The organism is Pseudomonas sp. MDT1-16, assembly GCF_054898115.1.
Map to the genome: position 1 here is coordinate 1,569,740 of NZ_CM142717.1, position 23,094 is coordinate 1,592,833.

24 protein-coding genes and 1 pseudogene are annotated in these 23,094 nt (G+C 59.9%); 15 read left to right on the forward strand and 10 right to left on the reverse strand.

Features of this window, described 5'->3' with window-relative positions; all coding sequences use genetic code 11:
* Nucleotides 1-379 precede the first annotated feature (379 nt).
* Nucleotides 380-646, forward strand: coding sequence for a DUF6124 family protein (locus tag ACYZT3_RS07025; RefSeq protein ID WP_282375403.1), 267 nt, complete (start codon nucleotides 380-382; stop codon nucleotides 644-646).
* A 177-nt stretch (nucleotides 647-823) separates the two neighbouring features.
* Here the strand turns inward: ACYZT3_RS07025 and ACYZT3_RS07030 are convergent, their stop codons facing one another.
* The 3 genes from ACYZT3_RS07030 to ACYZT3_RS07040 all read right to left on the reverse strand — a co-directional run bounded on the left by ACYZT3_RS07030 (nucleotide 824) and on the right by ACYZT3_RS07040 (nucleotide 2,604).
* Nucleotides 824-1,420, reverse strand: coding sequence for a superoxide dismutase (locus tag ACYZT3_RS07030; RefSeq protein ID WP_462031776.1), 597 nt, complete (start codon nucleotides 1,418-1,420; stop codon nucleotides 824-826).
* Nucleotides 1,421-1,595: 175 nt separating this feature from the next.
* On the reverse strand, nucleotides 1,596-2,195 hold the full coding sequence (locus ACYZT3_RS07035) for a LysE/ArgO family amino acid transporter (RefSeq protein WP_462031777.1): 600 nt from the start codon (nucleotides 2,193-2,195) through the stop codon (nucleotides 1,596-1,598).
* A 7-nt stretch (nucleotides 2,196-2,202) separates the two neighbouring features.
* On the reverse strand, nucleotides 2,203-2,604 hold the full coding sequence (locus ACYZT3_RS07040) for an ACT domain-containing protein (protein WP_282375406.1): 402 nt from the start codon (nucleotides 2,602-2,604) through the stop codon (nucleotides 2,203-2,205).
* A gap of 96 nt (nucleotides 2,605-2,700) precedes the next feature.
* Between ACYZT3_RS07040 and ACYZT3_RS07045 the strand changes: the two genes are divergently transcribed.
* The 3 genes from ACYZT3_RS07045 (at nucleotide 2,701) to ACYZT3_RS07055 (ending at nucleotide 5,649) form a co-directional block, all read left to right on the forward strand.
* Nucleotides 2,701-3,594: a LysR family transcriptional regulator ArgP gene (locus ACYZT3_RS07045; protein WP_462031778.1), complete on the forward strand. Its 894-nt coding sequence runs from the start codon at nucleotides 2,701-2,703 to the stop codon at nucleotides 3,592-3,594.
* Nucleotides 3,595-3,662: 68 nt separating this feature from the next.
* Nucleotides 3,663-4,655, forward strand: a complete 993-nt coding sequence (locus ACYZT3_RS07050; RefSeq protein WP_282375408.1) for an NAD-dependent epimerase/dehydratase family protein — start codon at nucleotides 3,663-3,665, stop codon at nucleotides 4,653-4,655.
* 118 nt (nucleotides 4,656-4,773) lie between these two features.
* Nucleotides 4,774-5,649 carry an ATPase gene (locus ACYZT3_RS07055; protein WP_282375409.1) on the forward strand — a complete coding sequence of 292 codons (876 nt, stop codon included), beginning with the start codon at nucleotides 4,774-4,776 and terminating at the stop codon, nucleotides 5,647-5,649.
* Nucleotides 5,650-5,798: 149 nt separating this feature from the next.
* Here ACYZT3_RS07055 and ACYZT3_RS07060 read toward each other — a convergent pair.
* Nucleotides 5,799-6,101: pseudogene (locus ACYZT3_RS07060) on the reverse strand (MFS transporter); the annotation flags it as partial.
* Nucleotides 6,102-6,348: 247 nt separating this feature from the next.
* On the opposite strand from ACYZT3_RS07060, the gene ACYZT3_RS07065 reads away from it, so the two are divergent.
* Complete coding sequence (locus ACYZT3_RS07065; RefSeq protein ID WP_282375410.1) at nucleotides 6,349-7,245, forward strand: helix-turn-helix domain-containing protein; 897 nt, start codon at nucleotides 6,349-6,351, stop codon at nucleotides 7,243-7,245.
* Between the two features lie 9 nt (nucleotides 7,246-7,254).
* Here ACYZT3_RS07065 and ACYZT3_RS07070 read toward each other — a convergent pair whose 3' ends face one another.
* Nucleotides 7,255-7,476 (reverse strand): hypothetical protein, encoded by a 222-nt coding sequence (locus tag ACYZT3_RS07070; protein ID WP_282375767.1) that lies wholly within the window; start codon nucleotides 7,474-7,476, stop codon nucleotides 7,255-7,257.
* 165 nt (nucleotides 7,477-7,641) lie between these two features.
* The gene (locus ACYZT3_RS07075; protein WP_462032345.1) at nucleotides 7,642-8,547 is read right to left on the reverse strand and encodes a LysR family transcriptional regulator; all 906 of its coding nucleotides are present in this window, start codon (nucleotides 8,545-8,547) and stop codon (nucleotides 7,642-7,644) included.
* A 114-nt stretch (nucleotides 8,548-8,661) separates the two neighbouring features.
* Here ACYZT3_RS07075 and ACYZT3_RS07080 point away from each other — a divergent pair, with 114 nt between their 5' ends.
* Together ACYZT3_RS07080 and ACYZT3_RS07085 are read left to right on the forward strand one after the other, a co-directional pair.
* Nucleotides 8,662-9,543, forward strand: coding sequence for an MBL fold metallo-hydrolase (locus tag ACYZT3_RS07080; RefSeq protein WP_462031779.1), 882 nt, complete (start codon nucleotides 8,662-8,664; stop codon nucleotides 9,541-9,543).
* Nucleotides 9,544-9,584: 41 nt separating this feature from the next.
* Entirely contained in the window at nucleotides 9,585-10,199 is a 615-nt protein-coding gene (locus tag ACYZT3_RS07085; protein WP_462031780.1) for an NAD(P)-dependent oxidoreductase, read from the forward strand.
* A 148-nt stretch (nucleotides 10,200-10,347) separates the two neighbouring features.
* On the opposite strand, the gene ACYZT3_RS07090 is transcribed toward ACYZT3_RS07085, so the two are convergent.
* The gene (locus ACYZT3_RS07090; RefSeq protein ID WP_282375414.1) at nucleotides 10,348-11,229 is read right to left on the reverse strand and encodes a LysR substrate-binding domain-containing protein; all 882 of its coding nucleotides are present in this window, start codon (nucleotides 11,227-11,229) and stop codon (nucleotides 10,348-10,350) included.
* Nucleotides 11,230-11,388: 159 nt separating this feature from the next.
* On the opposite strand from ACYZT3_RS07090, the gene ACYZT3_RS07095 reads away from it, so the two are divergent.
* The 6 genes from ACYZT3_RS07095 (at nucleotide 11,389) to ACYZT3_RS07120 (ending at nucleotide 18,773) form a co-directional block, all read left to right on the forward strand.
* Complete coding sequence (locus ACYZT3_RS07095) at nucleotides 11,389-13,026, forward strand: 5-guanidino-2-oxopentanoate decarboxylase (protein ID WP_282375415.1); 1,638 nt, start codon at nucleotides 11,389-11,391, stop codon at nucleotides 13,024-13,026.
* Nucleotides 13,027-13,034: 8 nt separating this feature from the next.
* Entirely contained in the window at nucleotides 13,035-14,483 is a 1,449-nt protein-coding gene (locus tag ACYZT3_RS07100) for an aldehyde dehydrogenase family protein (protein ID WP_282375416.1), read from the forward strand.
* Between the two features lie 218 nt (nucleotides 14,484-14,701).
* Nucleotides 14,702-15,805, forward strand: a complete 1,104-nt coding sequence (locus ACYZT3_RS07105; protein ID WP_282375418.1) for an extracellular solute-binding protein — start codon at nucleotides 14,702-14,704, stop codon at nucleotides 15,803-15,805.
* Between the two features lie 143 nt (nucleotides 15,806-15,948).
* On the forward strand, nucleotides 15,949-16,857 hold the full coding sequence (locus ACYZT3_RS07110) for an ABC transporter permease (protein ID WP_462031781.1): 909 nt from the start codon (nucleotides 15,949-15,951) through the stop codon (nucleotides 16,855-16,857).
* A complete protein-coding gene (locus ACYZT3_RS07115) occupies nucleotides 16,854-17,702 on the forward strand; it encodes an ABC transporter permease (protein ID WP_282375420.1) in 849 nt (282 codons plus the stop codon). Before ACYZT3_RS07110 ends, ACYZT3_RS07115 begins: the two co-directional genes overlap by 4 nt.
* Before the next feature lie 15 nt (nucleotides 17,703-17,717).
* Complete coding sequence (locus tag ACYZT3_RS07120) at nucleotides 17,718-18,773, forward strand: ABC transporter ATP-binding protein (protein ID WP_282375421.1); 1,056 nt, start codon at nucleotides 17,718-17,720, stop codon at nucleotides 18,771-18,773.
* 139 nt (nucleotides 18,774-18,912) lie between these two features.
* Here ACYZT3_RS07120 and ACYZT3_RS07125 read toward each other — a convergent pair whose 3' ends face one another.
* A complete protein-coding gene (locus ACYZT3_RS07125) occupies nucleotides 18,913-19,842 on the reverse strand; it encodes an AraC family transcriptional regulator (protein WP_462031782.1) in 930 nt (309 codons plus the stop codon).
* Between the two features lie 334 nt (nucleotides 19,843-20,176).
* Here ACYZT3_RS07125 and ACYZT3_RS07130 point away from each other — a divergent pair, with 334 nt between their 5' ends.
* Together ACYZT3_RS07130 and ACYZT3_RS07135 are read left to right on the forward strand one after the other, a co-directional pair.
* On the forward strand, nucleotides 20,177-20,530 hold the full coding sequence (locus ACYZT3_RS07130; RefSeq protein ID WP_462031783.1) for an antibiotic biosynthesis monooxygenase family protein: 354 nt from the start codon (nucleotides 20,177-20,179) through the stop codon (nucleotides 20,528-20,530).
* Between the two features lie 41 nt (nucleotides 20,531-20,571).
* Nucleotides 20,572-20,802 carry a hypothetical protein gene (locus tag ACYZT3_RS07135; protein WP_462031784.1) on the forward strand — a complete coding sequence of 77 codons (231 nt, stop codon included), beginning with the start codon at nucleotides 20,572-20,574 and terminating at the stop codon, nucleotides 20,800-20,802.
* Here ACYZT3_RS07135 and ACYZT3_RS07140 read toward each other — a convergent pair whose 3' ends face one another.
* Nucleotides 20,803-21,432 (reverse strand): flavin reductase family protein, encoded by a 630-nt coding sequence (locus ACYZT3_RS07140; protein WP_282375426.1) that lies wholly within the window; start codon nucleotides 21,430-21,432, stop codon nucleotides 20,803-20,805.
* 245 nt (nucleotides 21,433-21,677) lie between these two features.
* On the reverse strand, nucleotides 21,678-22,997 hold the full coding sequence (locus ACYZT3_RS07145; protein ID WP_282375427.1) for an MFS transporter: 1,320 nt from the start codon (nucleotides 22,995-22,997) through the stop codon (nucleotides 21,678-21,680).
* Nucleotides 22,998-23,094: the final 97 nt, after the last annotated feature.

Sequence of the window (23,094 nt, forward strand, 5' to 3'; positions counted from 1 at the left end):
TTTTGAATGTGGGAGCGAGCTTGCTCGCGATAGCGGCCGCACAGGCAACGGATGCGTCCGTTTAAACAGCGGTAAAAAAACCAGACCTTTCCCACGAGGTTTTCAGGTTGCCCGTAGGAAGCGGGTTCAATAACCTTTTGGGTGTCGCTGAAAACTCAGCGATCGGGTGTGAGAACCCGGCAAGTCATAGTCATCCATCGCCAGTATCCGCATAATTGCCGCCAGCTTATCTGCTGCATATGCGTTATGGCGGCTGTGTGCGGGCAGACTTCGGTCTGGCCGGGTGTCTATGACCGGTTTCTCACCTCGCACATAGCTGCCACCTCTTCGTCGCGTGAGAAACGGCGAGGGAATGGCACCCAACGTCATAGGCATTCCCTTGGATAAATTAATCCCCGATCCCCCCTTCAACAGCTCCAAACCCTACAACCCCAGCCCCATGTTCCTGATCTCCCCGGACATGAACACCGAATCCCTCCTGGCCCACGCCTGTGAGTCATTGGCCTCGGCAAGTGTTCTGGCCAGCGATTTCGCCACCTACCTGAGCGGCTCCCAGCGCAGTACCGCGTTGGCCATTGCGCAGATCGTCATGTTGGCGGACTTAGCCGTTAATCGGGCGCTGGATATCGTCGACCCGCAGGAATAGTCGTTCAGTCAGTTCTACCGCGTCATCGTTCTTCGCGAGCAAGCCCGCTCCCACAGGTGCAGTGGTGTCCTTGTGGGAGCGAGCCTGCTCGCGAAGGTGGTCCAACTGCCGCCGCAAGACTTTTCCTGGCCCAAAAAAAAACCCGGCAAAAGCCGGGTTTTTTGACTGGCGTCGATCTTAAGCGGTGAAGGTTTTACCTTCGAACTGCTCAGCCACGAATTTCCAGTTGACCAGGTTCCAGAACGCTTCGACGTATTTTGGACGAAGGTTGCGGTAGTCGATGTAGTAAGCGTGTTCCCAGACGTCGCAGGTCAGCAGCGGGGTGTCGCCGTTGGTCAGCGGGTTGCCGGCACCGATGGTGCTGGCCAGGGCCAGGGAACCGTCAGCCTTTTTCACCAGCCAGCCCCAACCGGAACCGAAGGTGCCGATGGACGTCTTGCTGAACTCTTCCTTGAACTTGTCGAACGAACCGAAGGCTGCGTTGATGGCGTCGCCAAGTGCGCCGGTTGGTTGACCGCCGGCGTTTGGCGCCAGGCAGTTCCAGTAGAAAGTGTGGTTCCAGACCTGAGCGGCGTTGTTGAAGATGCCGCCCGAGGAAGACTTGACGATTTCTTCCAGGGTCTTGCCTTCGAACTCGGTGCCTGGCACCAGGTTGTTCAGGTTCACGACGTAGGTGTTGTGGTGCTTGTCGTGGTGAAATTCCAGAGTTTCCTTGGAAATGTGCGGCTGCAGGGCATCGTGTGCGTAAGGCAGCGGCGGCAATTCGAAAGCCATGATGATTCTCCTAATCAGGTCAGTTGCGGTGAGCGCAAGGCCGATCACGGGCGGCCAGACAAGCGCCGGGGAGTTTGTACTCTTTGCGGCGCCGGGTTCGGATCATAGCACCGGGGGTGCGGCATAACCACGCAACAACTGTGTGGAATAGAGGTTCCAGAGGCTTTTGGAATAATCAGCCAGCGATTAATTGAAAGGCCACTGCAAACATCATCACCGCTACCAACAGATCGAGAATCCGCCAGGTGCTTGGCCGGGCCAGCCATGGCGCCAACCATGCGGCGCCTAATGCCAAGGTGAAAAACCACAACAACGACGCACTCGCGGCGCCCACCACATAAGCGCCGGGCTCTGTTTGTTGCGCGCCGAGGGAGCCGATCAGCAACACGGTATCCAAATAAACGTGCGGGTTGAGGAACGTCACGGCCAGCGCGCTGAGCATCACCGCGCGCAACGAGCGCACAGTCTGGTTTTCACCTTGTTGCAGGCTCTGTTTCGAGCAGGCCCGACGCAACGCCAGGCTGCCATACCAAATCAGAAACGCCGCGCCACCCCAACGGGCGACCGCCAGCAACGTCGGGTTTTGCGCCAGCACCGTCGCCAGGCCGAATACCCCGGCGGCCACCAGCAGTGCATCGCAGGTGACGCACAGCGCCGCCACGGGCAGGTGATGTTCGCGCCTGAGGCTCTGAGCCAACACAAACGCATTCTGAGTACCGATCGCCATGATCAGCCCCGCGGCCACCAGCAGGCCGTTCACATAGCTTTGCCACATAAGATGTTTACTCCGCGTTGGCCGCCAGATCCCGCAGCACGTGCAGGGCGCGTTCGGCATCGGCCTGGCCGACGAATAAATGGTCGTGGTAATAGCCGGCAATCACGTTGCAACTGATGCCGGCCTGGCCTAATGCCGTGGCGAACGCGGCGGTCAGGCCGACGGCTTCGAGGGCCGAGTGCACGTTCAAGGTGATCCAGGCCGCGATGTAATCGAAACTGAAACCGGCCTTCTCGGCGTGGGAACGTTCCAGAATCACTGTCAGACCTTCCTGCTCGCGGAAACTGCCGACGATCTCAAGGCCCGCGGGCAACTTGCCGTCGCGCAGGGTGCAGAACACGTATTCGCCGACGTTAAGTTGCGGGCTCATGCTGCGCAGCAGGGTTGCCAATGAAGTTTCGCCAGCCATGTCGATGATCCTTGTTCAAGAGTTCTTGCTGGCCATTCTCCGGTGCAACGCTGTATAAGAAAAACCAATCATGCTGATCGCTCATTAGGAAAACTGATGTTCGACTATAAATTGCTTTCTGCCTTGGCTGCGGTGGTTGAGCAGGCCGGTTTCGAACGTGCTGCGCAGGTGTTGGGTTTGTCCCAGTCGGCGATCTCTCAACGCATCAAATTGCTCGAGGCGCGGGTCGGTCAACCGGTTCTGGTGCGCGTTACACCGCCGGCGCCCACCGAAATCGGCCGACGACTGCTCAACCATGTGCAGCAGGTGCGTTTGCTTGAACGTGACTTGCAAACCCTGGTGCCGGCACTCGACGAAGAAGGCTTGCCCGAACGCCTGCGCATCGCTTTGAATGCCGACAGCCTCGCCACGTGGTGGGCCGTGGCGGTCGCGGATTTTTGCGCGCAGCAGCATCTGCTGCTCGATCTGGTGGTCGAAGACCAGACCGTCGGCCTCAAACGCATGCGCGCCGGTGAAGTTGCGGCGTGCGTCTGCGCCAGTGAGCGACCGGTGGCTGGCGCGAGAAGCGTTTTGCTGGGGGCCATGCGCTACCGTGCGTTGGCCAGTCCGGCGTTCATTGCCCGGCATTTTCCTGAAGGCGTGCGCGCTGATCAGTTGTCGAAAACGCCAGCGCTGGTCTTTGGCCCGGACGATTTCCTACAGCATCGCTACCTCGCGTCCCTTGGCGTCGATGGCGGATTCGAACACCATCTATGCCCCTCGTCCGAAGGCTTCATCCGTCTCATAGAAGCGGGACTCGGTTGGGGCCTGGTGCCTGAACTGCAGGTGCGCGAGCAACTGGAGCGCGGCGTATTGGTGGAGCTTCTGCCAGATAAGCCGATCGATGTGCCGCTGTACTGGCATCATTGGCGCAATGGCGGTCAGTTACTGGGGTTACTGACCGATCAGTTGGTGCGCTCGTCAAAGCAATGGCTGGTGCCGTTGGACTGATGGGCAGCGTCAAGTCCTCACGCCCTACGCTATATGCAAAACGCAAAACGAAATATTCGGAGCAATTCATGAAGATTCTGGTCACCGGCGCAAGCGGCTTCATCGGCGGGCGCTTTGCGCGTTTCGCCCTGGAGCAAGGCCTGGACGTGCGGGTCAACGGTCGCCGGGCCGAAAGTGTGGAGCATCTGGTGCGCCGTGGCGCCGAGTTCATCCAGGGCGACTTGAGCGAGCCGGAACTGGCGCGCGACCTGTGCTCAGACGTCGAAGCCGTGGTGCATTGCGCCGGCGCGGTCGGCTTGTGGGGGCGTTATCAGGACTTTCATCAAGGCAACGTGCAGGTCACGGAAAACGTGGTCGAGGCCTGCCTGAAACAGCGGGTTCGACGACTGGTGCACGTGTCGTCGCCGTCGATTTACTTTGATGGTCGCGATCACCTGGGCCTGACCGAAGAACAGGTGCCCAAGCGCTTCAAACATCCCTACGCCGCCACCAAGTACCTGGCTGAGCAAAAGGTTTTCGGCGCTCAGGAGTTCGGCCTCGAAACCCTTGCCCTGCGCCCGCGTTTCGTGACAGGGGCCGGCGACATGAGCATCTTCCCGAGATTGCTGAAAATGCAGCGCAAGGGACGGCTCGCCATCATCGGCAACGGCCTGAACAAGGTCGATTTCACCAGCGTGCAGAACCTCAATGAAGCGTTGCTCAGCAGTTTGCTGGCCAGCGGTTCGGCCTTGGGCAAGGCCTACAACATCAGCAACGGCGCGCCGGTTCCGCTGTGGGACGTGGTCAATTACGTGATGCGCAAGATGGAAGTCCCACAGGTCACCCGATACCGTTCCTACGGTTTGGCCTACGCCGTGGCGGCGCTCAACGAGGGGGTGTGCAAGGTGTGGCCGGGTCGTCCCGAACCGACCCTGTCGCGCCTGGGCATGCAGGTCATGAACAAAAATTTCACCCTGGACATCAGCCGCGCCCAGCAATATCTGGACTACGATCCCAAAGTCAGTCTCTGGACCGCCCTCGATGAATTCTGTGGCTGGTGGAAGGCCCAGGACATTCACTGACTCAGGGTTACGAGCGGCAACACTGAACCGAGTTCGGGGTTCAGGGTCAATCGATGCGGCAGTGGGGGTTATACTGCGCCGCATCAAGCCATCACCGCGTTCCACAAAGGTTGACTCAATGTCCATGCGTAACGATGCCAACGACGACTTCGACGATGTACCGAGCCTGCGTGCCAAAAGCCTCGACGACGATGATTTTCCGACCACCGCTCGCACCTCCGTGCATTCGCGGACCGCGCCAGTAGTCAACGTCAAAAGCGCGAGCACCGGCCCGCTGTGGGCATTGGTGGGTGCCTTGTTCTTTGCTTTTGCAGGTCTTGCCTGGTGGAGCTTTCAGCAGCTCTCGCTGATGGAACAGCAATTGGTGGCGACCCAGGAAAGTTTCGCGCGTATCAGTGAGGATGCGGCGGGGCGCTTGCAGGACATTTCCGGCAAGGTTGTAGCCAGCCAGACCAACGTCAGCAGCGACAGCGAAGCCTTGAAGCTGCAAATCAAGCAGCTGGAAAGCAAACTTCAGGATCAGAGCAAACAACAGCAAGGCGTTGCCGGCCAGACTTCGGAGCTGGACAAGCGCCTGGCGCAGATGACCGCTCAGAGCACCGAGCTGGACAAACGCTTGGCGCAGATGACCGCTCAGACCACTGAGCAACAGACCGCCACCATTCAATTACAGGCTCAGGTCAAAGTCTTGAACAGCGATGTGGCCGTGCTGAAAAGCGCGCCGGCGGACACAGACAAATTCGACGCACAGCTGAAAAGCCTCGGCGCCGACATCGTCGCGCTGAAGAAGCAAGGCAACCCGAGCGCTGCCATCGAGCGTCTGGAGCAGGAAGTCATTGTGCTCAAAAGCGAACAGGACAATCGCCCGGCCCCTGCCCAAGGGGCGACCAACACCGCCGAATTCGACGCCTTCCGTGGCCAGGTCACCCGCAACATCAACACCCTTCAAGCGCAGATCCAGAATCTGCAGCAGCAGCTGCGCGCAAGGCAGTGAGCCTCAACCGGCGTGGGTAGCAGCTGTTGATCGTTCCCACGCTCTGCGTGGGAATGCCTCAATGGACGCTCTGCGTCCGCTTCGGCAGGGACGCGGAGCATCCCGGGCTGCATTCCCACGCAGAGCGTGGGAACGATCGGTATCAGAGATCAGCGAACCTTATCTTCCCGCCCACGCAACACCCTGTTCGGCATCGCAATCGCTGCCGCCAGCCCCAGCAGCGACACCGCCGCGCTGACCATCAACAAATGCCGGAAGGTCATCAGCAGTTCGGCGCGCAAGGCGTTCTGCGCATCCCCCGGCGCGGCGTTCAAGCCGTCTAGCAGCACATTCCCCGAACTGCCCTCGGCAATCATCGAAGAGCCTGCCAAGTGGGCGAAATTTGAGTCCTGCAACAACGCCAGCAGCAGTGCTGACATCAACGCCACACCCACCGCGCCTCCCGACGAGCGGCCATGAGGTTGGGGGTGACCTCAGGGGCCAGCGCCAATGATGGCGACTTGGGTTTTCAGCGTTTTCATTGTTTTCAAGACTCGCAAGTGCCACGCGACCATGCCCGGTGAATTATTTTTATGGATCGAGTGCTTGCATTTTTCCCCCGAGAGTCTGTCAATTGAAGGGGAAAACTGAGCCGATACCTGTACATTCTGCCAATCGGTGCGATTATCGCCCGCTACCCCCGAGGCCTGGATTGAAGTGATGAACAAGCCTGACCTACCTTCGATTCCAGTGTTCAAGCTCTACGGTGAAAGCCTGGATTGGCCAACCCCGGACTTGCTGCACTGTGAAACCATTTCCAAACACAGCCGCGAACATCAATGGGAAATCAAACCCCACCGCCACGCCGATTTGTGTCAGTTGCTCTTCGTATTCAAAGGTCAGGCAGAGCTTGAAATCGAAGGCAAACGTACGCAATTGACCGAACCGGCGATCCTGGTTTTGCCGCCGTTATCGGTGCATGGCTATCGGTTTTCCGAGGACGTCGAAGGGTTTGTGGTGACCCTTGCCGCGCCGCTGGTCGCCCATCTTCAGGCGCAACTGGGCAATGCTGTGAACGCCCTGGCGCAGGCCGAAAGTTATCTCGCGGGCAAGGAAGGCGAATACCTCAACAGCGTGTTTTCAGCGCTGCAAGACGAATACACCGGCCACCAACCAGCTCGCGAAATGCTCATGCATTCGCTGGTCGGCGTGATCATGGTGTGGGTCAGCCGCCAGGTGATTTCCCGCCGCAACGCCAGCCAGCGTCCGCAGCGTGCCCGGGAATACCTCAACGGTTTTATCCAACTGGTGGAAGAGACCTATCGCCAACACGTCAAGGTCGAGGACTTGGCCCATCGGCTGGGGATTTCCGTGTCCCACCTCAACGGCACCTGCCGAGAGCTGGCGGGACAACCGGCGTTGCAGATCATGCACGAGCGTCAGTTGCTGGAGGCCAAGCGCTTGCTGACCTATACCAGCATGACCATTTATGAGATGTCCGACGTGTTGGGGTTCTCTGATCCGACCAACTTCACGCGCCTGTTCCGGCGTCGAGTGGGGATCTCGCCCAAGGCATTTCGCGACCGTTTGAAGGCCGATCAGGACAACAAGGCCTGATCTCCTTCGTTACCGGAGGGCGTTGAGGGTCGCGTTGTGGGGAATGCAGCGCTCGAAGTTGCAGCTCGCGTATTCACGGGGCAGTTGTCGCAACTGCTCGACGCGCCAGGCTGCGGTGCCATACAGCGCGAGCGTGGCCGCGCAGGTGATGAAAATGGCGAGGTATCTTCTTGTTTTGATGTTCATGGCGTTGACCTCTGAACGAATACCCTTCGGTACTGCTTTCAGCATAGGTCAGCGCCAGTGAGTTGCCAGCCAGTCGGGCCCTGTATGCCCGATTGATCGTTCCCACGCTCCGCGTGGGAATGCAGCCCGGGACGCTCCGCGTCCCATCTGAAGCCGAACGCGGAGCGTCCGTTGAGGCATTCCCACGCAGAGCGTGGGAACGATCTCTCCTTAAAGCCCCACATCCCACGCCGGCTCTTCCGGAAATCTGAGCACCAGAAAATCCAGCATGCTGCGCAGTGTCGCCGGCATGTGTTTGCGTGAGGCATACACCGCGTAGACATTCATTTGCCGAGGTTCGGCGTGGGGCAGCAGGCGGATCAATTCGCCGCTGTGGATAGGCACACCGGCCTGATAACTGGGCAGCATCGCCACCCCGGCGCCGGCCATCGTCGCGCGCAATAGCGTGCTGGCTTCGTTGGCGCTGATGTTGCCCTGCACCGGCACTGACACCTGCTCACCGTCCTCCTCGAAATGCCAGAGGCTTTTGCCGAAGTAGGAGTGAGTCAGGCAATTGTGCTGGCTGAGGTCCTCGACCCGCAGTGGCGTCGGGTGCTCGAGCAGGTAAGCGGGGGAGGCGCAGATCACCGAGCGGCAGACCGTCAGCCGCCGCGCGATCAGGTTCGGGTCCAGGTCGTTGCTGGTGCGAATCGCCAGATCAATGCGCTCATCCACCAGGTTCACCGTGCGGTCGAGCATCTGCAGGTCGATGCTGACGCCGGGGTAACGTTTGACGTAAGCGGCCATGGCATCCGCCAGTTGTGCCTGACCGAACGACGTGCTGACGCTGATTCGCAACACGCCGCGCGGCGCATCGTCCGGTTCGCTGACGGCGGCTTGCATGTCCGTGGACAGGTCGAGCATCTGCCGACAACGGGGCAGGACTTCACTGCCGGCGGCGGTCAGACTCAATTTGCGCGTAGTGCGGTGCATCAGGCGTGCGCCGACCCAATCCTCCAGCTCCGCGAGATAGCGCGAAACCACTGGCCGTGACAGGTCCAGATGATCGGCGGCGGCCGACTGGCTGCCGAGGTCAACCACCGTGACGAACACCCGCATTGCTTGTAGACGATCCATCATTTGCCCACTTTCAGAAACAAACTATGTCGCAGCATCGCATTTTTTGTACTGAGTCATGCAACTAAGCTCTGTCCCATCGCCAAGCATGGCATTCGGACAACGGAGCAACAGATGATCGGCTTCACCTCGCTTAAACGTATTTTGCTGGCCACCGCCACCCTCGGTTTCGCCGCCCACGCAGCGGCGGCATCGACCCTGACCCTGGATGTCTACAACCCGGGCGACAAGGCGATCTTCCCGGTGACCTCGGTGTTGGTCAGCGGCGAGAAAGACGCGATTTTGGTGGATGCACAATTCGGCAAATCCCAGGCCGAGCACGTGGTCGAAAAAATCCGCGCCAGCGGCAAGCAACTGACCACCATCTACATCAGCCACGGCGACCCGGATTACTACTTCGGCCTCGACACCCTGACCGCCGCATTCCCCAAAGCCAAAGTGCTCGCCTCGCAGCCGACCGTGGATCACATCAAAAAAACCGTCGACGGCAAACTGGCGTTCTGGGGCCCGAAAATGGGCACCGACGTACCGGCCAAAACCATCGTGCCGGATGCACTCAAGGGCGACAGCCTGATGCTCGAAGGGCAGAAACTGCAGGTGGTGGGTCTTGATGGCAAGCAACCGGATCGCACCTTTGTCTGGATTCCGTCGATCAAGGCTGTGGTCGGTGGCGTTGTCGTCGCAGAAAACATTCACGTGTGGATGGCCGATACCCAGACGCCGCAATCCCATGCCGATTGGCTGACGACGCTGCACGCCATCGAAACCTTGAAGCCGACAACCATCGTGCCGGGTCATTACCTGGGTGAGAGCGTCCGTTCGCTGGCCGCTGTGCAGTTCACCGCCGATTACATCAAGGCTTTCGACGAAGAAACCGCCAAGGCAAAAGACGCCGCCGCGCTGATCGCCGCGATGAAAAAACGCTACCCGACACTGGGTGAAGAAAGCTCTCTGGAACTGAGCGCCAAAGTCGCCAAGGGCGAGATGAAGTGGTAACCCGATTCACCCACTCACACTGATCCACACTGGAGAACGTCATGAGCAAGATCGCAATCATTGGTGCCACCGGTCGTGCCGGCAGCCAACTGCTGGAAGAAGCGCTGCGTCGTGGTCACAGCGTTACGGCCATCGCCCGCGACACCTCGAAGATCGGCCAGCGTGCCGGAGTGGTCAGCAAAAATGTTGATGCGCTCGACGCCGAAGCCTTGCAAGCGGCAGTCGCTGGCCATGACGTGGTGATCAGCGCCGCGCACTTCACGACGCTTCCTGCCAGCGCCGTTGTCAGTCCAATGAAAAAGGCCGGCGTGAAACGTCTGCTGGTGGTGGGCGGTGCCGGTTCGCTGTTGCTGCCGGACGGAACCCGCGTCATCGACAGCGAAGGATTTCCGCAGGCGTACAAGGCTGAGGCGGGTGCAGGGGCTTTGTTTCTTGAAAACCTGCGTCAGGAAAAGGAGCTGGACTGGACCTTCCTGTCGCCGTCGGCGGAGTTTGTTGAGGGGGAGCGTACGGGGGCGTTTCGGGTTGGTAAGGATGATTTGTTGGTGAGCAGTGCAGGGCGGAGCGGGATCACGTTTGCTGATTATGCGATTGCAATGCTCGATGAAGTGGAAACACCGACACATTCGCGGCAGCGGTTTACAGTGGGCTACTGATTCCCGCAACACCGCAAACCTGTAGCAGCTGGCGCAGCCTGCGTTCGGCTGCGAAGCAGTCGTAAACCCGATACCCACGATTTTTCTGACACACGGAGGTGTCTGGTTTTGCGACTGCTGCGCAGCCGAAACTGCTACAGGGTTCGGCTCAACGCGCCTGAGCCTGCTCCACCAACCACCCCATCAATTCCCTCAACTTCGGCGAAGGCCCGGGTTTCTCGGGGAAAACCAGGTAATACGCCAACCCCGTCTTCACCTTCAAGTCAAACGGCATGACCAGCCGCCCGGCGCTCAAATCATCACCAATCAACGACCAATCCCCGATCGCCACGCCGGTCCCTTGGGACGCCATCGACATCGCCAGATCCAGCGTTTCGAAATGCTGGCCCTTGCCGACATTGCTCAGGCGAATATCAGCCGTTGCCAGCCAGGCCTTCCAGTCTCGTTCATCCCGGGTCGGGTGCAGCAACATGTGCTGCTCCAGATCCTCCGGCGTCAGCAGCGGCACCGTCCCGTCGAGCAACGGCTTGGAACAGACCGGCGTCAGCTGTTCATCAAACAGGTGTTGGGACACCAATGAACCGTCCGGCGGTGCACCGTACATCACCGCTGCATCGAATTGCTCGCGATGAAAGTCCACGCCGTGTTTGACCGTGGTGGTCAATTCCACCGGCACGTCCGGGCGCTCCCTTTGCCACTGCAACAGCCGCGGCAACAGCCAGCGCATGACACACGTCGGGGCCTTGAGTTGCAGGGTTTCGCGCTTCTCGCCGATCTGCTCCACCGCCTCGTCGATCAAGCCGAAAATCTGCTGCACCCGTGGCAGCCACTCCTGTCCTTCGGCGGTCAGGTCAAGGCCCCGGGCCTGGCGGATGAACAGTTCATAACCCAGATGTGCTTCCAGCCCGGCGATCTGCCGACTCACCGCACCTTGGGTGATGTACAGCTGTTCGGCAGCCCGGGTGAAGTTGCAGCACTGCGCGGTGATCAGAAAAGTGTGCAGCGCCGGCAGGGGAGGCAGTCGTTTCATTGGGATCCAAGGTATGACGTGAGGACATGGCTAGTATGACTTTTTATCCATTGTTGCGGCTACGTGTCGCCCGTTCCAATGAGGCCATCCCTGGACCTGCCCACGCATCATAAACACTGCGCAGGCCCGGCGTCTCAAACGAACAAGAAGGGCAAAGACATGGCGACGTGCGGCGAAGTATTGGTCAAGTTACTCGAAGATTACGGGGTCGAGCAGGTGTTCGGCATTCCCGGGGTTCACACCGTGGAGCTGTACCGCGGGCTGGCCCGTTCGAGCATCAACCACGTCACTCCGCGTCACGAACAGGGCGCCGGTTTCATGGCCGACGGTTACGCTCGCACCAGCGGCAAGCCGGGTGTGTGCTTCATCATCACCGGCCCTGGCATGACCAACATCACCACCGCCATGGGCCAGGCCTACGCCGACTCAATCCCGATGCTGGTGATCTCCAGCGTGCAATCGCGCAGCCAGTTGGGCGGCGGTCGCGGCAAGCTCCACGAGCTGCCGAACCAGAGCGCATTGGTCGGCGGCGTGGCGGCGTTCTCCCACACCTTGATGTCGGCGGCTGAATTGCCGGGCGTGCTGGCCCGTGCTTTTGCCCTGTTCCAGGCCGGTCGTCCGCGCCCGGTGCACATTGAAATTCCGTTGGACGTGCTGGTTGAAGAGGCCGACGACCTGCTCAGCAGTCTCCCGGTGAACATCGACCGCGCCGGTGCCTCGCCGAGCGCCATCAGCCGCATGACCGCGCTGTTGGCCGGTGCCAAGCGCCCACTGATTCTCGCCGGTGGCGGCGCCATCGATGCCGCCGCCGAGTTGACTGAACTGGCCGAACTGCTGGACGCCCCGGTGGCCTTGACCATCAATGCCAAAGGCATGCTCGAATCCAACCATCTGTTGCTGATCGGCTCAACCCAGAGCCTGGCCGCCACTCGCGCTCTGGTGGCCGAGGCTGACGTGGTATTGGCAATCGGCACCGAGCTGGCCGAGACCGATTACGACATCACCTTCGCGGGCGGTTTCGAGATTCCCGGTGTGCTGCTGCGTGTAGACATCGACGCTGACCAGACCGTGCGTAATTACCCGCCAAAGGTCGCGTTGGTGGCCGACTCGCGCAACGCGGCTCAAGCCTTGCTGAGCGGACTGTCCCATCACTCGCTGGCCGAGCGCCGTAACGATTGGGGCCAAGTCCGTGCCGCACGCTTGCGAGACGAACTGGCCGCCACCTGGGACGCTCCGACCCTGGCCCAGACCCGCTTCCTGGAAACCGTCCTGCACGAACTGCCAGACGCGGTATTCGTCGGCGATTCGACCCAACCGGTGTACACCGGCAACCTGACGTTCAACCCGGAACGTCCGCGTCGCTGGTTCAACTCGTCCACCGGTTACGGCACCCTCGGTTATGCCTTGCCGGCGGCGATCGGCGCCTGGCTCGGCGGTAGCGTCGAAGGGGGTGTTCGGCCTCCAGTGGTGTGCCTGATCGGCGACGGTGGCCTGCAATTTACCCTGCCGGAACTGGCCAGCGCCGTGGAAGCGCGCACCCCGGTGATCGTCCTGCTGTGGAATAACCAGGGCTACGAAGAGATCAAGAAATACATGGTCAACCGCGCCATCGAGCCGGTTGGCGTGGACATCTACACCCCGGACTTCATCGGTGTCGCCAAGGCGCTGGGCTGTGCAGCCGAAGCCATCAACGGTGTCGAACAACTGCGCAGCGCACTGCGTGCCGCCGCCGATCGCCAGGGCCCGACCCTGATTGAAATCGATCAGACCCAGTGGATGAAGGCGGTATCGAAATGACTTTCCGCATGACTTTCCCAACGGCACTGGACGGTCTGTTCATCGATGGCCAATGGTCGGCCGGCAACGAACATTTGCGGGTGATCAACCCGGCGACCGAAGCCCTGTTGACCACCGTTAATGGCGGCGATGAGCGCGCGGTCGATCACGCCGTTACTGCCGCGACCAACGCCTTCAAGCAATGGTCGAAAACCACCGGCACCGAGCGCGGCGCGATCCTGCGCAGAATCGCTGCGGGGGTGCAGGCCGGTCGTGAACAGTTGATGCACTTGCAGTCGAGCAACAACGGAAAACCACTGTTCGAAGCGGCCATCGACGTCGATGACGTGATCGCCACGTTCGACTATTACGCCGGTTTAGCCGAAGGTCTGGACGCCAGGCAGGACAGCAATGTCGAGTTGCCTACCGACGATTTCAGCGCTCGTGTGCGCCGCGAACCTTGCGGCGTAGTGGGCCTGATCGTGCCGTGGAACTTCCCGATGGTCACCACCGCCTGGAAACTCGCCCCGGCCCTGGCCGCCGGTTGCTGCGTGGTGCTCAAGCCGTCCGAAGTGACACCGCTGCCAGAACTGGAACTGGCGGCGATCATCGCTGAGGCCAGTCTGCCCAAGGGTGTGTTCAACCTGGTCTGCGGCACCGGCCTGGCCGTCGGCGCGCCGTTGTCGGCCGACCCGCGCGTGGCCAAGATTTCCTTCACTGGCAGCAACGCCGTCGGCGTGCAGGTCATGCAACGCGCGGCGGAAACCGTCAAAGGCGTGAGCCTGGAACTGGGCGGTAAATCCTCGCTGCTGGTGCTCAAAGACGCCGACATCGAACTGGCCGTGGAAGTGGCCTGTGGCGGTGGTTTCTTCAACGCCGGGCAAATGTGTTCGGCCACCAGCCGTGTGCTGGTCGCTGATGAACTGGCGGATGAATTTCTTGTTCGTTTGAAGGCCCGCACCGAAGCCATTCGCGTGGCCGACCCGTTCGATCCGAACGTGGAGATGGGCGCACTGGTCAATCAGGCGCAATACCAGCGTGTGCTCGGCCACATCGATCGCGGTTTGAGTGCTGGCGCCAAGCTGATGTGCGGCGGCAATCGTCCGGCAGACCTGCCGCGCGGCTATTTTTTGCAGCCGACGATTTTCACTGATGTGCCCTTGGACAGTGCGTTGTGGTGTGAAGAGATCTTCGGGCCGGTGATCTGCGTGCGCAATTTTGCCTCTGAAGCCGAGGCGATTGCCCTGGCCAACGACAGCCAGTTCGGTCTGGTGGCCAGCGTCGTCACTCGCGACGCTGAAGCTGCGGATCGGGTCGCTAACGCTTTGCAGGCGGGGCTTGTGTGGATCAACGCGCCGCAAGTGATCTTCCCGCAGACCGCCTGGGGAGGTTATAAACAGAGCAGCATCGGCCGCGAGTTGGGGCCGTGGGGTTTGCAGGCTTTCCAGGAAATCAAACACGTGATTCGGGCGCTCTGACGGCTCGAAAACGGTCAGTACCTGCCTCTTGATGAGGCATGCACTGACGTCATGGCTACAATGAGTTTTTTTCGATAGTCAGGTGTTTTGCACGACCTCAGGATGAAGCGGTCATTTCAGCTCAAACCCTTTGAAACCGGGGACTTTAAGCCGATCTGACCGCGCGGATGCAACGGTTGCGACCAACCTCATACTTAAAAAAACAAAGGGAGTCCTTCATGGGCGAGCATGATTTAAACAGACGTCAATTCATCAAAACCGTGGGCGTGGCGTCGGTAGCTGCGGCGGCCATGAGCATGCCCTTCATCCGGGCCAACGCCAGTGACACACGCTTCCAGGGCAAGACCTTGCGTTTGCTGACCTGGTCCGATGACACCGGCCTCGCGGCACTGCGCAATATCGCGGCAACCTTCGAGGACAAGTACGGCTGCAAGGTCATTGCTGACCGCACCGGCAGTACCTCGGAAATGGTCGCCAAACTCAAGGCCGCTGGTGATCGTCCGCAGTACGACATCATCACCCTGGCCGGCGTCGGCGCCGAAGGTCTGGCCGCGGCCAACCTGCTGGAAAAACCCGACCTCAACCGCATCCCCAACCTGGTCGATGTACCGGAGAAATACCGCACCGGCGCTAATGGCCACGGCATCGGTTACCTGCTCTGGTGCAACAGTCTGGTCTACAGCACCCGCACCGTTAAAGAAGCGCCGGACAGCTACGCCGCCCTGTGGGACGCCGACCTGTCGCCGAACATCTTCCTGCCGCCGCCGAACTGGACCGAAGCGATGGACCTGATCATCATCGCCGCCAAACTGGCCGGTGGTGACGAGCACAACATCGAACCGGGCTTCAAGAAACTCGCCGAGCTCAAGGACCGTGTAGTGACCTTGGGTGAAAACCCGAACCAGATCGCCGAACTGTTCCGCACCGGTTCCCTGGACATGGGTGGCTTGTACGCACCGGCATTCTTCCCGAAACAGATCCGCGATCCAGCCTACGGTCTGGGCGCCACGTTCGGCATGAAGGAAGGTTTCTACACCGACTTGATGCTCTCGGTCATGCCGAAGAATCGTCCGGGTGACACCGACCTGGTCTACGCCTTCATCAACCACTCTCTGGACCCACTGGTGCAGGGCAAGATGGCTGAGGACATCTACAACGGTCCGGTCAACGCCAAGGCGATCATCTCCGCCGAAGCGCGCAAGAGCCCGTACATCCTCACGCCGGAGCAGATTGCCGAGAAGGCGATCATGCACGACAACGCCTTCCTGGCCTCCGTGCATGACCAATGGATTCGTCGTTACACGGAAATCTTTTCTTCCTGATCTGAATCGCAGGGAGGTTCTTCGAACCTCATCGCGGGCAAGCCTCGCTCCTACAAGAGCGTCGCAATACCTGTAGGAGCGAGGCTTGCCCGCGATCGAGTGCGCAGCACTCGCCACGATCTTCCATTGACGAGACCTTTGCTATGGAACACCAACCTTTGACTCATCCGGTAAGCGCCGCTCCATCGCGCACCAAACGGGGTGTTTCGCCGACGACGCGTGCCTGGTTTTTCCTCTCGCCGTCGATGCTGTTTCTGGGCGTATTGATCGTCGCCAGCCTCTTGGTCCTGCGCATGAGCGTGGGCACCAAGGGCGCGGAATGGACCGGGTTCAGCCTGGCCAGTTATGCCCAATTGCTGGAACCGTATTACCTCAAATCCTTGTTGCTGACCCTGCGCCTGGCGCTGATCAGCGCGGTGATCGCGGTGGTGCTGGCGATTCCGGTGGCCTACACCATGTCGCGGCTGACCTCACCCTTCGTACGGCGGATCTTCCTCGCGGCGGTGCTGCTGCCATTGCTGGTCAACCTGCTGCTGCAAAGCTACGGCTGGCTGGTGATTCTCGGCCCGGGCGGGATGCTCAACCAGGCGCTGATGGGCCTGGGCCTGATCAAGCGACCGATCATGTTTCTGTACAACCAGAACGGCGTACTGATGGGCCTGGTGCAAACCGCGTTCCCGTTGGCCGTGCTGCCGATAGCCAGCGCTATGCGCGGGGTCGCCCGTACTTATGAAGAAGCCGCCGCCACGCTGGGCGCCAGCCGTTTGCAAGTGTTCCGTCAGGTGGTGCTGCCGATGAGTATGCCGGGGATCATCACTGGCGCGACGTTGGTGTTCGCCTACAACGCCAGCAGCTTCGTGGTGCCGTTGCTGCTCGGTGGCCGTCGCGTGCCGATGCTGGCCGTGATGGTCCATGACCAGATCGCTCCGCTGATGAACTGGCCCGCCGCGTCCGCTGCCGGTGTGGTGTTGATTGTCACCACGCTCGCGATCATGACCTTGTCCGAATACATCACTGGCCGTCGTCGGCGCATGCTGGAGGCTTCGCAATGAGCTCTGTGATCAAGAAACGTTATGGGCTGCTGCCCGGCGAGACCGGCAAGTTTGCCGGCATCCTGTCGGGCTTCATTCTGCTGTTGGCAGTGTTGCCGATCCTGACGATGATCGTGATGTCGTTCAGCGGTGCGTCGAACCTCGACTTCCCGCCGAGCAGCTACAGCCTGCAATGGTACAAGGCTGCCTGGAACACCTTCGTGTCGCCGGATTCCAGCGATGTGCTGAGCCTCGGCAAAGTCATGACCACCAGCCTGATGGTCGCGTGCCTGACCATGGTGTTTGCGACGATTGTCGCAGTGCCGGCGGCTTATGCCCTGACCCGTTGTGAGTTCCGCGGTAAAGCCGTGGCGCTGCAATTGATGTCGTTGCCGTTGGTGTTCCCGATGGTGGTGTTGGGGCTAGCGTTGCTGCTGGTGTTCGACAGCCTGCCGTTTCAAATGACCACCTCGCGGTTGGTGATTGCTCACGTGATCCTGGCGTTACCGTTCGTGGTGAAAAACTGCACGGCGGCGATGCTGTCCATCGGCAGCGAAGTCGAAGAGGCCGCGCAGATGCTCGGTGCCTCGCCGACCCGGGCGATTATCGATGTGGTGGTGCCGCTGATGAAGTCGGGAATCCTGGCGGGCATGCTGCTGGCGTTCATCGTCTCGTTCAACGAATTCACCGTGACCTACTTCCTCTACACCATCGACGTCATGACCGTGCCGATCTGGATGTACAGCCGCACCGTGTCTTCGCTCGACCCTACCGTTTTCTCGTTTGCCGTGCTGATCGTGCTGATCGACTTCGTCCTGATCTGGGCGTTGGAGAAGCTGGTCGGTGAAGGTGGCGTTTCGTTCTGATTCTTGAGGTGCAACATGACTGGTCTGATTCTGGAAAACGTCGAGAAACATTACGGCTCGGCCTGCGCGGTAAAAGATGTAAACCTGCATTTGCCCGAGGGCAAACTGGTGTGTTTTCTCGGCCCTTCGGGCTGCGGCAAAACCACTTTGCTGCGCATGATTGCAGGGCTCGAAACCCTGAGCGGCGGCGAGATTCGCCTGGACGGTGAAGACATCGGCCACACCCCGGCGCATCAACGTAATTTCGGCATGGTGTTTCAATCGCTGGCGCTGTTTCCGCACATGACGGTGGGGGAGAACATCGCCTATCCGCTGAAACTGCGTGGCGTCAGCAAGGCAGATCAGCAGGCGCGAGTGGTGGAGTTGCTGCAACTGATTCAGTTGCAGGAAATGATCGACCGTCCGGTGTCGAAACTCTCCGGCGGTCAACGCCAGCGCGTGGCAATTGCCCGCGCGATCGCCAATCACCCGAAAATTCTGCTGCTCGACGAACCGCTGTCGGCACTGGACGCCAAGTTGCGCGAGTCGATGCAGGTGGAAATCCGTCAGCTGCAACAACGCTTGAACATCACCACCATCCTGGTGACCCACGACCAGCGTGAAGCCATGACCATGGCCGATATCGTGGTGGTGCTGGGTGAGCATCGGGTGCAGCAAGTGGGCACGCCGATTGAGATTTATCGGCACCCGGCCAACGAATTCGTCGCGGACTTTATCGGATCGGGCAACATCTTTCCGGCCACGGCGCTGGGCAACGGGAAGATTGGGTTGCCGGGTGGCGCTGCGCTGCAAGTGCCGATCTGCAGCAGCATTGTGGTGGGGGAGAAAGTCAAAATGCTGATTCGCCCTGAAGACCTGCAGCTGTCGCATCCACAGGCGACGGCGGGGAATCGGTTGCTCGGTAAGGTGACGTTCGTGCGCGATATCGGCGCGACGATTGAAACGACTGTGGAGTGTTCGGGGGTTTCGTTTACGGCGTTGAGTACGCCGTGTCAGGGGTTTGGGTTGAGCATTGGCAATCCGGTGTCAGTGACGTTGCCGGCTGAGGCGTGCCGCGTACTCAGCGCCTAAAAACACCACCAACCCTGTAGGAGCGAGCGGTGCGGCGATCCGACTTGCCCGCGAAGGCGATTTCATATTCAGATAGATGTTGACTGACACGACGCCTTCGCGGGCAAGCCTCGCTCCTACAGGGGGCGTTTCAATTCAGCTACACGGTCAACCGCAACCGCGCCAAATCCCGGAGCGGCGGCGCGCCGAACAACCGACTGTACTCCCGGCTGAATTGCGACGGACTTTCATACCCCACCCGATACCCCGCCGCCGAAGCCTCCAGCCCTTCCGCCAGCATCAACCGCCGCGCTTCTTGCAGGCGCAGCTGCTTCTGATACTGCAACGGGCTCATCGCCGTCATCGCCTTGAACCGGTGATGCAACGTCGACACGCTCAAGTTCACTTCCTTCGCCAGATCGTCGATGCGCAGCGGCTGTTCATAGTTGCCGTTGAGCCATTTGATCGCCTGGCTGATGCGGTGGCTCTGGCTGTTGGCGATGGCGATTTCATACAGCCGATGCCCCTGTTTGCTGCGCAACAACCGATAGAGGACCTCCCGACGAATCAGCGGCGCGAGCATGGCGATGTCTTTCGGGGTCTCCAGCAACCGGGCCAGTCGCAGCACGGCGTCGAGCATTGCGGTGTCGATTTGTTCGACATACAGACCGCGACCGGTGGGGCGGGTCGGTACGCCCAAGGGACCGGCATCGGCAATCAGCGCTGTGATTTCCGTCGGGTCGATGTCCAGCCGAACGGCGAGGATCGGTTCCTCGGGCGAGACATTCACAACACGTCCGCTCAGGGGCATCGAGACCGACACCACCAGGTAATTCAGCGGGTCGTAATTGAAGTATTCATCCGCCAGCCGAACCTCTTTGCGCCCCTGGGCCATGATGCACACCGCCGGTTGTGCCAGGACCGGAGCGAAGTTATGCGATTGGCTATGTCGCGACATGAACAGCGAGCCGACGGCAGTGGCATAACTGCCATCCTCCTGGGTGTTGCGGCGGATGATGGCGGCCAGTTCCGTGCGCTGTTTCTCCATGTCGGCGTCCAGCGGGGCTTGAAATTGATCGAGCGACGACATGCAGGGCATCCTCGGTGAGGCGTTGGTAATGAGCCGAGCTTAAGTTTGTGCAAGACAACGCGGTAGACACATCCTGCCAAAAGCTTGCCTGATTCTGCACGGGGTTGAAGCGTTGCGCTGCTTTGGCAGCTTATGGTCGGGAAAACTTGCTTGAAAGTCGTGTTTCAGTCCTGTAACAGCATTGACTCGTTGTTACAGGTGCGGGATGCAGCGTCGCAGGATTGTGCAACAAGCCGGCAGGAATCGACTAACGGCGCGGCGTCCGGGCGCTTAACCTTGGATCCTGTCGCAGCCCGTCCCACGGCTGCCACTCGAGTACCTGGGAGGGTTGAACATGTCTACGCAGATCCCCGTCAGTCATATGGCCTTTGTCCGTGCCCGTGTGGGGCGTTCAGCGGAACTCGGTGCGCGCCTCAGCGCTTTGATCGAGCCGTCTCGCAGTGCACCGGGTTGCTTGAGTTTTGCCCTGCAGCATTCGCAATGCGATCCCGAGTTGTGGCTGGTGTCTGGATTCTGGATCAATCAACAGGCCATGACGGCGTATTTCAACAGCCCGGCCATGGATATTTTCGCCGAGGTGATCCAGGAACGGGTGGTCAACAGCCTGGATTTCCATACCTTCAAGGATGTCTCGGTGGGACAGGCGCTCGGTCACCCGCAGGCACCGGTACACAAACTGGCCGGTTGAGGGTTTAATGGCTCAACTTTCAATTAGCCAGGATCCGCGCCATGGCACGCAAAGCCTTTGACACCTTCGAAGCCGTATCTGCCGTCGTACCTCGTGAAGGCGGTTATTACGCCGCAATCGCCACCAAAGCCATCGGTGGGTCGGGTGCGCCGCGCTTTCATAAGCTGCTCGAAGAGCAAACCTTCAAAACTGCCCGAGATGCCGATGAAGCCGCCGCGCTGGAATTGACACACCTCAAAGGCGTCGGCGAAGACGGCGACCTGATCTGGTAATTACCTTTTCGCCCCCGGCCGATACATCTTGAACAACGCCTCGGGCCCCAGCTGGAAGTAATCCGCTGGCCCACCGCCGCGTAGAATCGGTTCTGCCGCGGCGGTGTCGTACACGCCATCCTTCAATAGCCACCTGGCGATATGCACGGCGACCACTTCGCCGAGAATCAGCCAGCTCGGCACCACTTCGCCGTCTGCCCGCTGCAATTGAATGATCTGCGTGACCTTGCACTCGAAGGACACCGGGCTTTCAGCAACCCGTGGCACCTGAATGATTTTCGACGCTGCCGGCGTCAGCCCGGACAGTTCGAACTCGTTGACCTCAGGCGCGACCATGGCACAGCTCTGGTTCATCTGTTCGGCCAGCGGACGGGTCGCCAGGTTCCAGGCGAACTCGCCGGTCTGTTCGATGTTGTTCAGGCTGTCTTTACGCCCGACACTGGAAAAACCAATGATCGGCGGAATGTAGTTGAACGCGTTGAAGAAACTGTAAGGCGCCAGGTTCAAGCGGCCATTGGCATCCTGAGAGGAAATCCAGCCAATGGGACGCGGGCCAACGATCGCGTTGAACGGGTCATGCGGCAGACCGTGGCCGTTGGCGGGTTCGTAGAAATGGATATCGTCAGCCATGGAGTAAATTCCTGGGAGGTGTGCGGAGGGCGTTCATAGTGTAAGGATGAATTAGTTATTTCCAGCGACGAGACCCCCTGTAGGAGCGAGGCTTGCCCGCGAAGGCGATTTCAAGTTCAGCATTGATGTTGGCTGACACGACGCCTTCGCGGGCAAGCCTCGCTCCTACTGGGGGACTGTGACTATTCAAAGAAAAGGGGCAGACCCGGCTAAGGTCTGCCCCTTTTTTTGTGTCGATTGCGGACTTAGTCCGTCTCGATCCGCGAATGCTTGCGGGTGTCTTTCATGGTGATGTACACCAGCAACGACACGGCAATACACGCAGTCACATACCAGTAGTACCCGGTTTCCATGCCGATGCTCTTGAACCACAGCGCGATGTATTCGGCGGTGCCGCCGAAGATCGACACGGTCAGCGCATACGGCAAACCAACGCCCAGTGCACGAATCTCGGTCGGGAACAGTTCGGCTTTGACCACCGCGTTGATCGAGGTGTAGCCGCTGACGATGATCAGCGCCGCCATGATCAGGAAGAACGCGCCCCACCACGTCTGGATGGTGTGCAGGGTGGTCAGGATCGGCACGGTGAACAGCGTTCCGAGAACACCGAAGGCAATCAGGATTGGTCGGCGACCGACTTTATCCGAGAGCCCGCCAATGATCGGTTGCAGGCACATGAACAGGAACAGCGTCGCCGCCGAAATAGTGGTGGAGTCGGAGATGCTCATGCCGACGGTGTTCACCAGGTATTTCTGCATGTACGTGGTGTAGGTGTAGAACGCCAGCGTACCGCCCATGGTCAGGCCGACCACGGTCATCAGTTCCTTCGGATGGCGCATCAAGGTGCGCATGGCGCTTTCCTTGGCTTTCTCTTTCTTGGTGAACGACTCGGTTTCTTCCATGCCGCGACGCAGGTACAGCGCGACCACGGCACACAGCGCGCCGATGGCGAACGGGATACGCCAGCCCCAGGCATACAGCTCTTCGGTGGTCAGCACGTTTTGCAGGACGATCAGCACCGCCAGGGCGATGAGCTGGCCGGAGATAAGGGTCACGTACTGGAAGCTGGAGTAGAAGCCGCGACGTTCCTTGGTCGCCATCTCGCTGAGGTACGTCGCCGAAGTGCCGTACTCGCCACCGACCGACAGGCCTTGCAGCAAACGGGCGAAAATCAGCAGGATCGGCGCGCCGATGCCAATGGTTTCATAACCCGGGCTCAGGGCGATCAGCAGCGAGCCGAAACACATCAGGTACACCGAAGCCATCAGCGCTTTCTTGCGACCGGCGCGGTCCGCGTACAGACCCATCAACCAGCCACCGATCGGGCGCATCAGGAAGCCCACGGCGAAGATCGCAGCAGTGTTCAGCAGTTGCGCGGTGGTGTCGCCTTTGGGGAAAAAGGCTTTGGCGAAGTAGAGGGAGAACGCGGCGTAGACGTACCAGTCGTACCACTCGACCATGTTGCCGACAGAGCCGCTGAAGATCGATTTGATGCGACTGGCAGTGGTTCTTTCTTTGGCAGGCGAAGCGGTCGACCCAAGAGGCAGGGTTTGTGAGTTATCCATGACGGATCCTTCATTTAATTGTTTTTGTGGAGCGCGTTGAAACGCAGCCTGCTTGGGCTATAGCAGGAGGTGTGCCAAGGGGAGGAGGGCCGGTTTA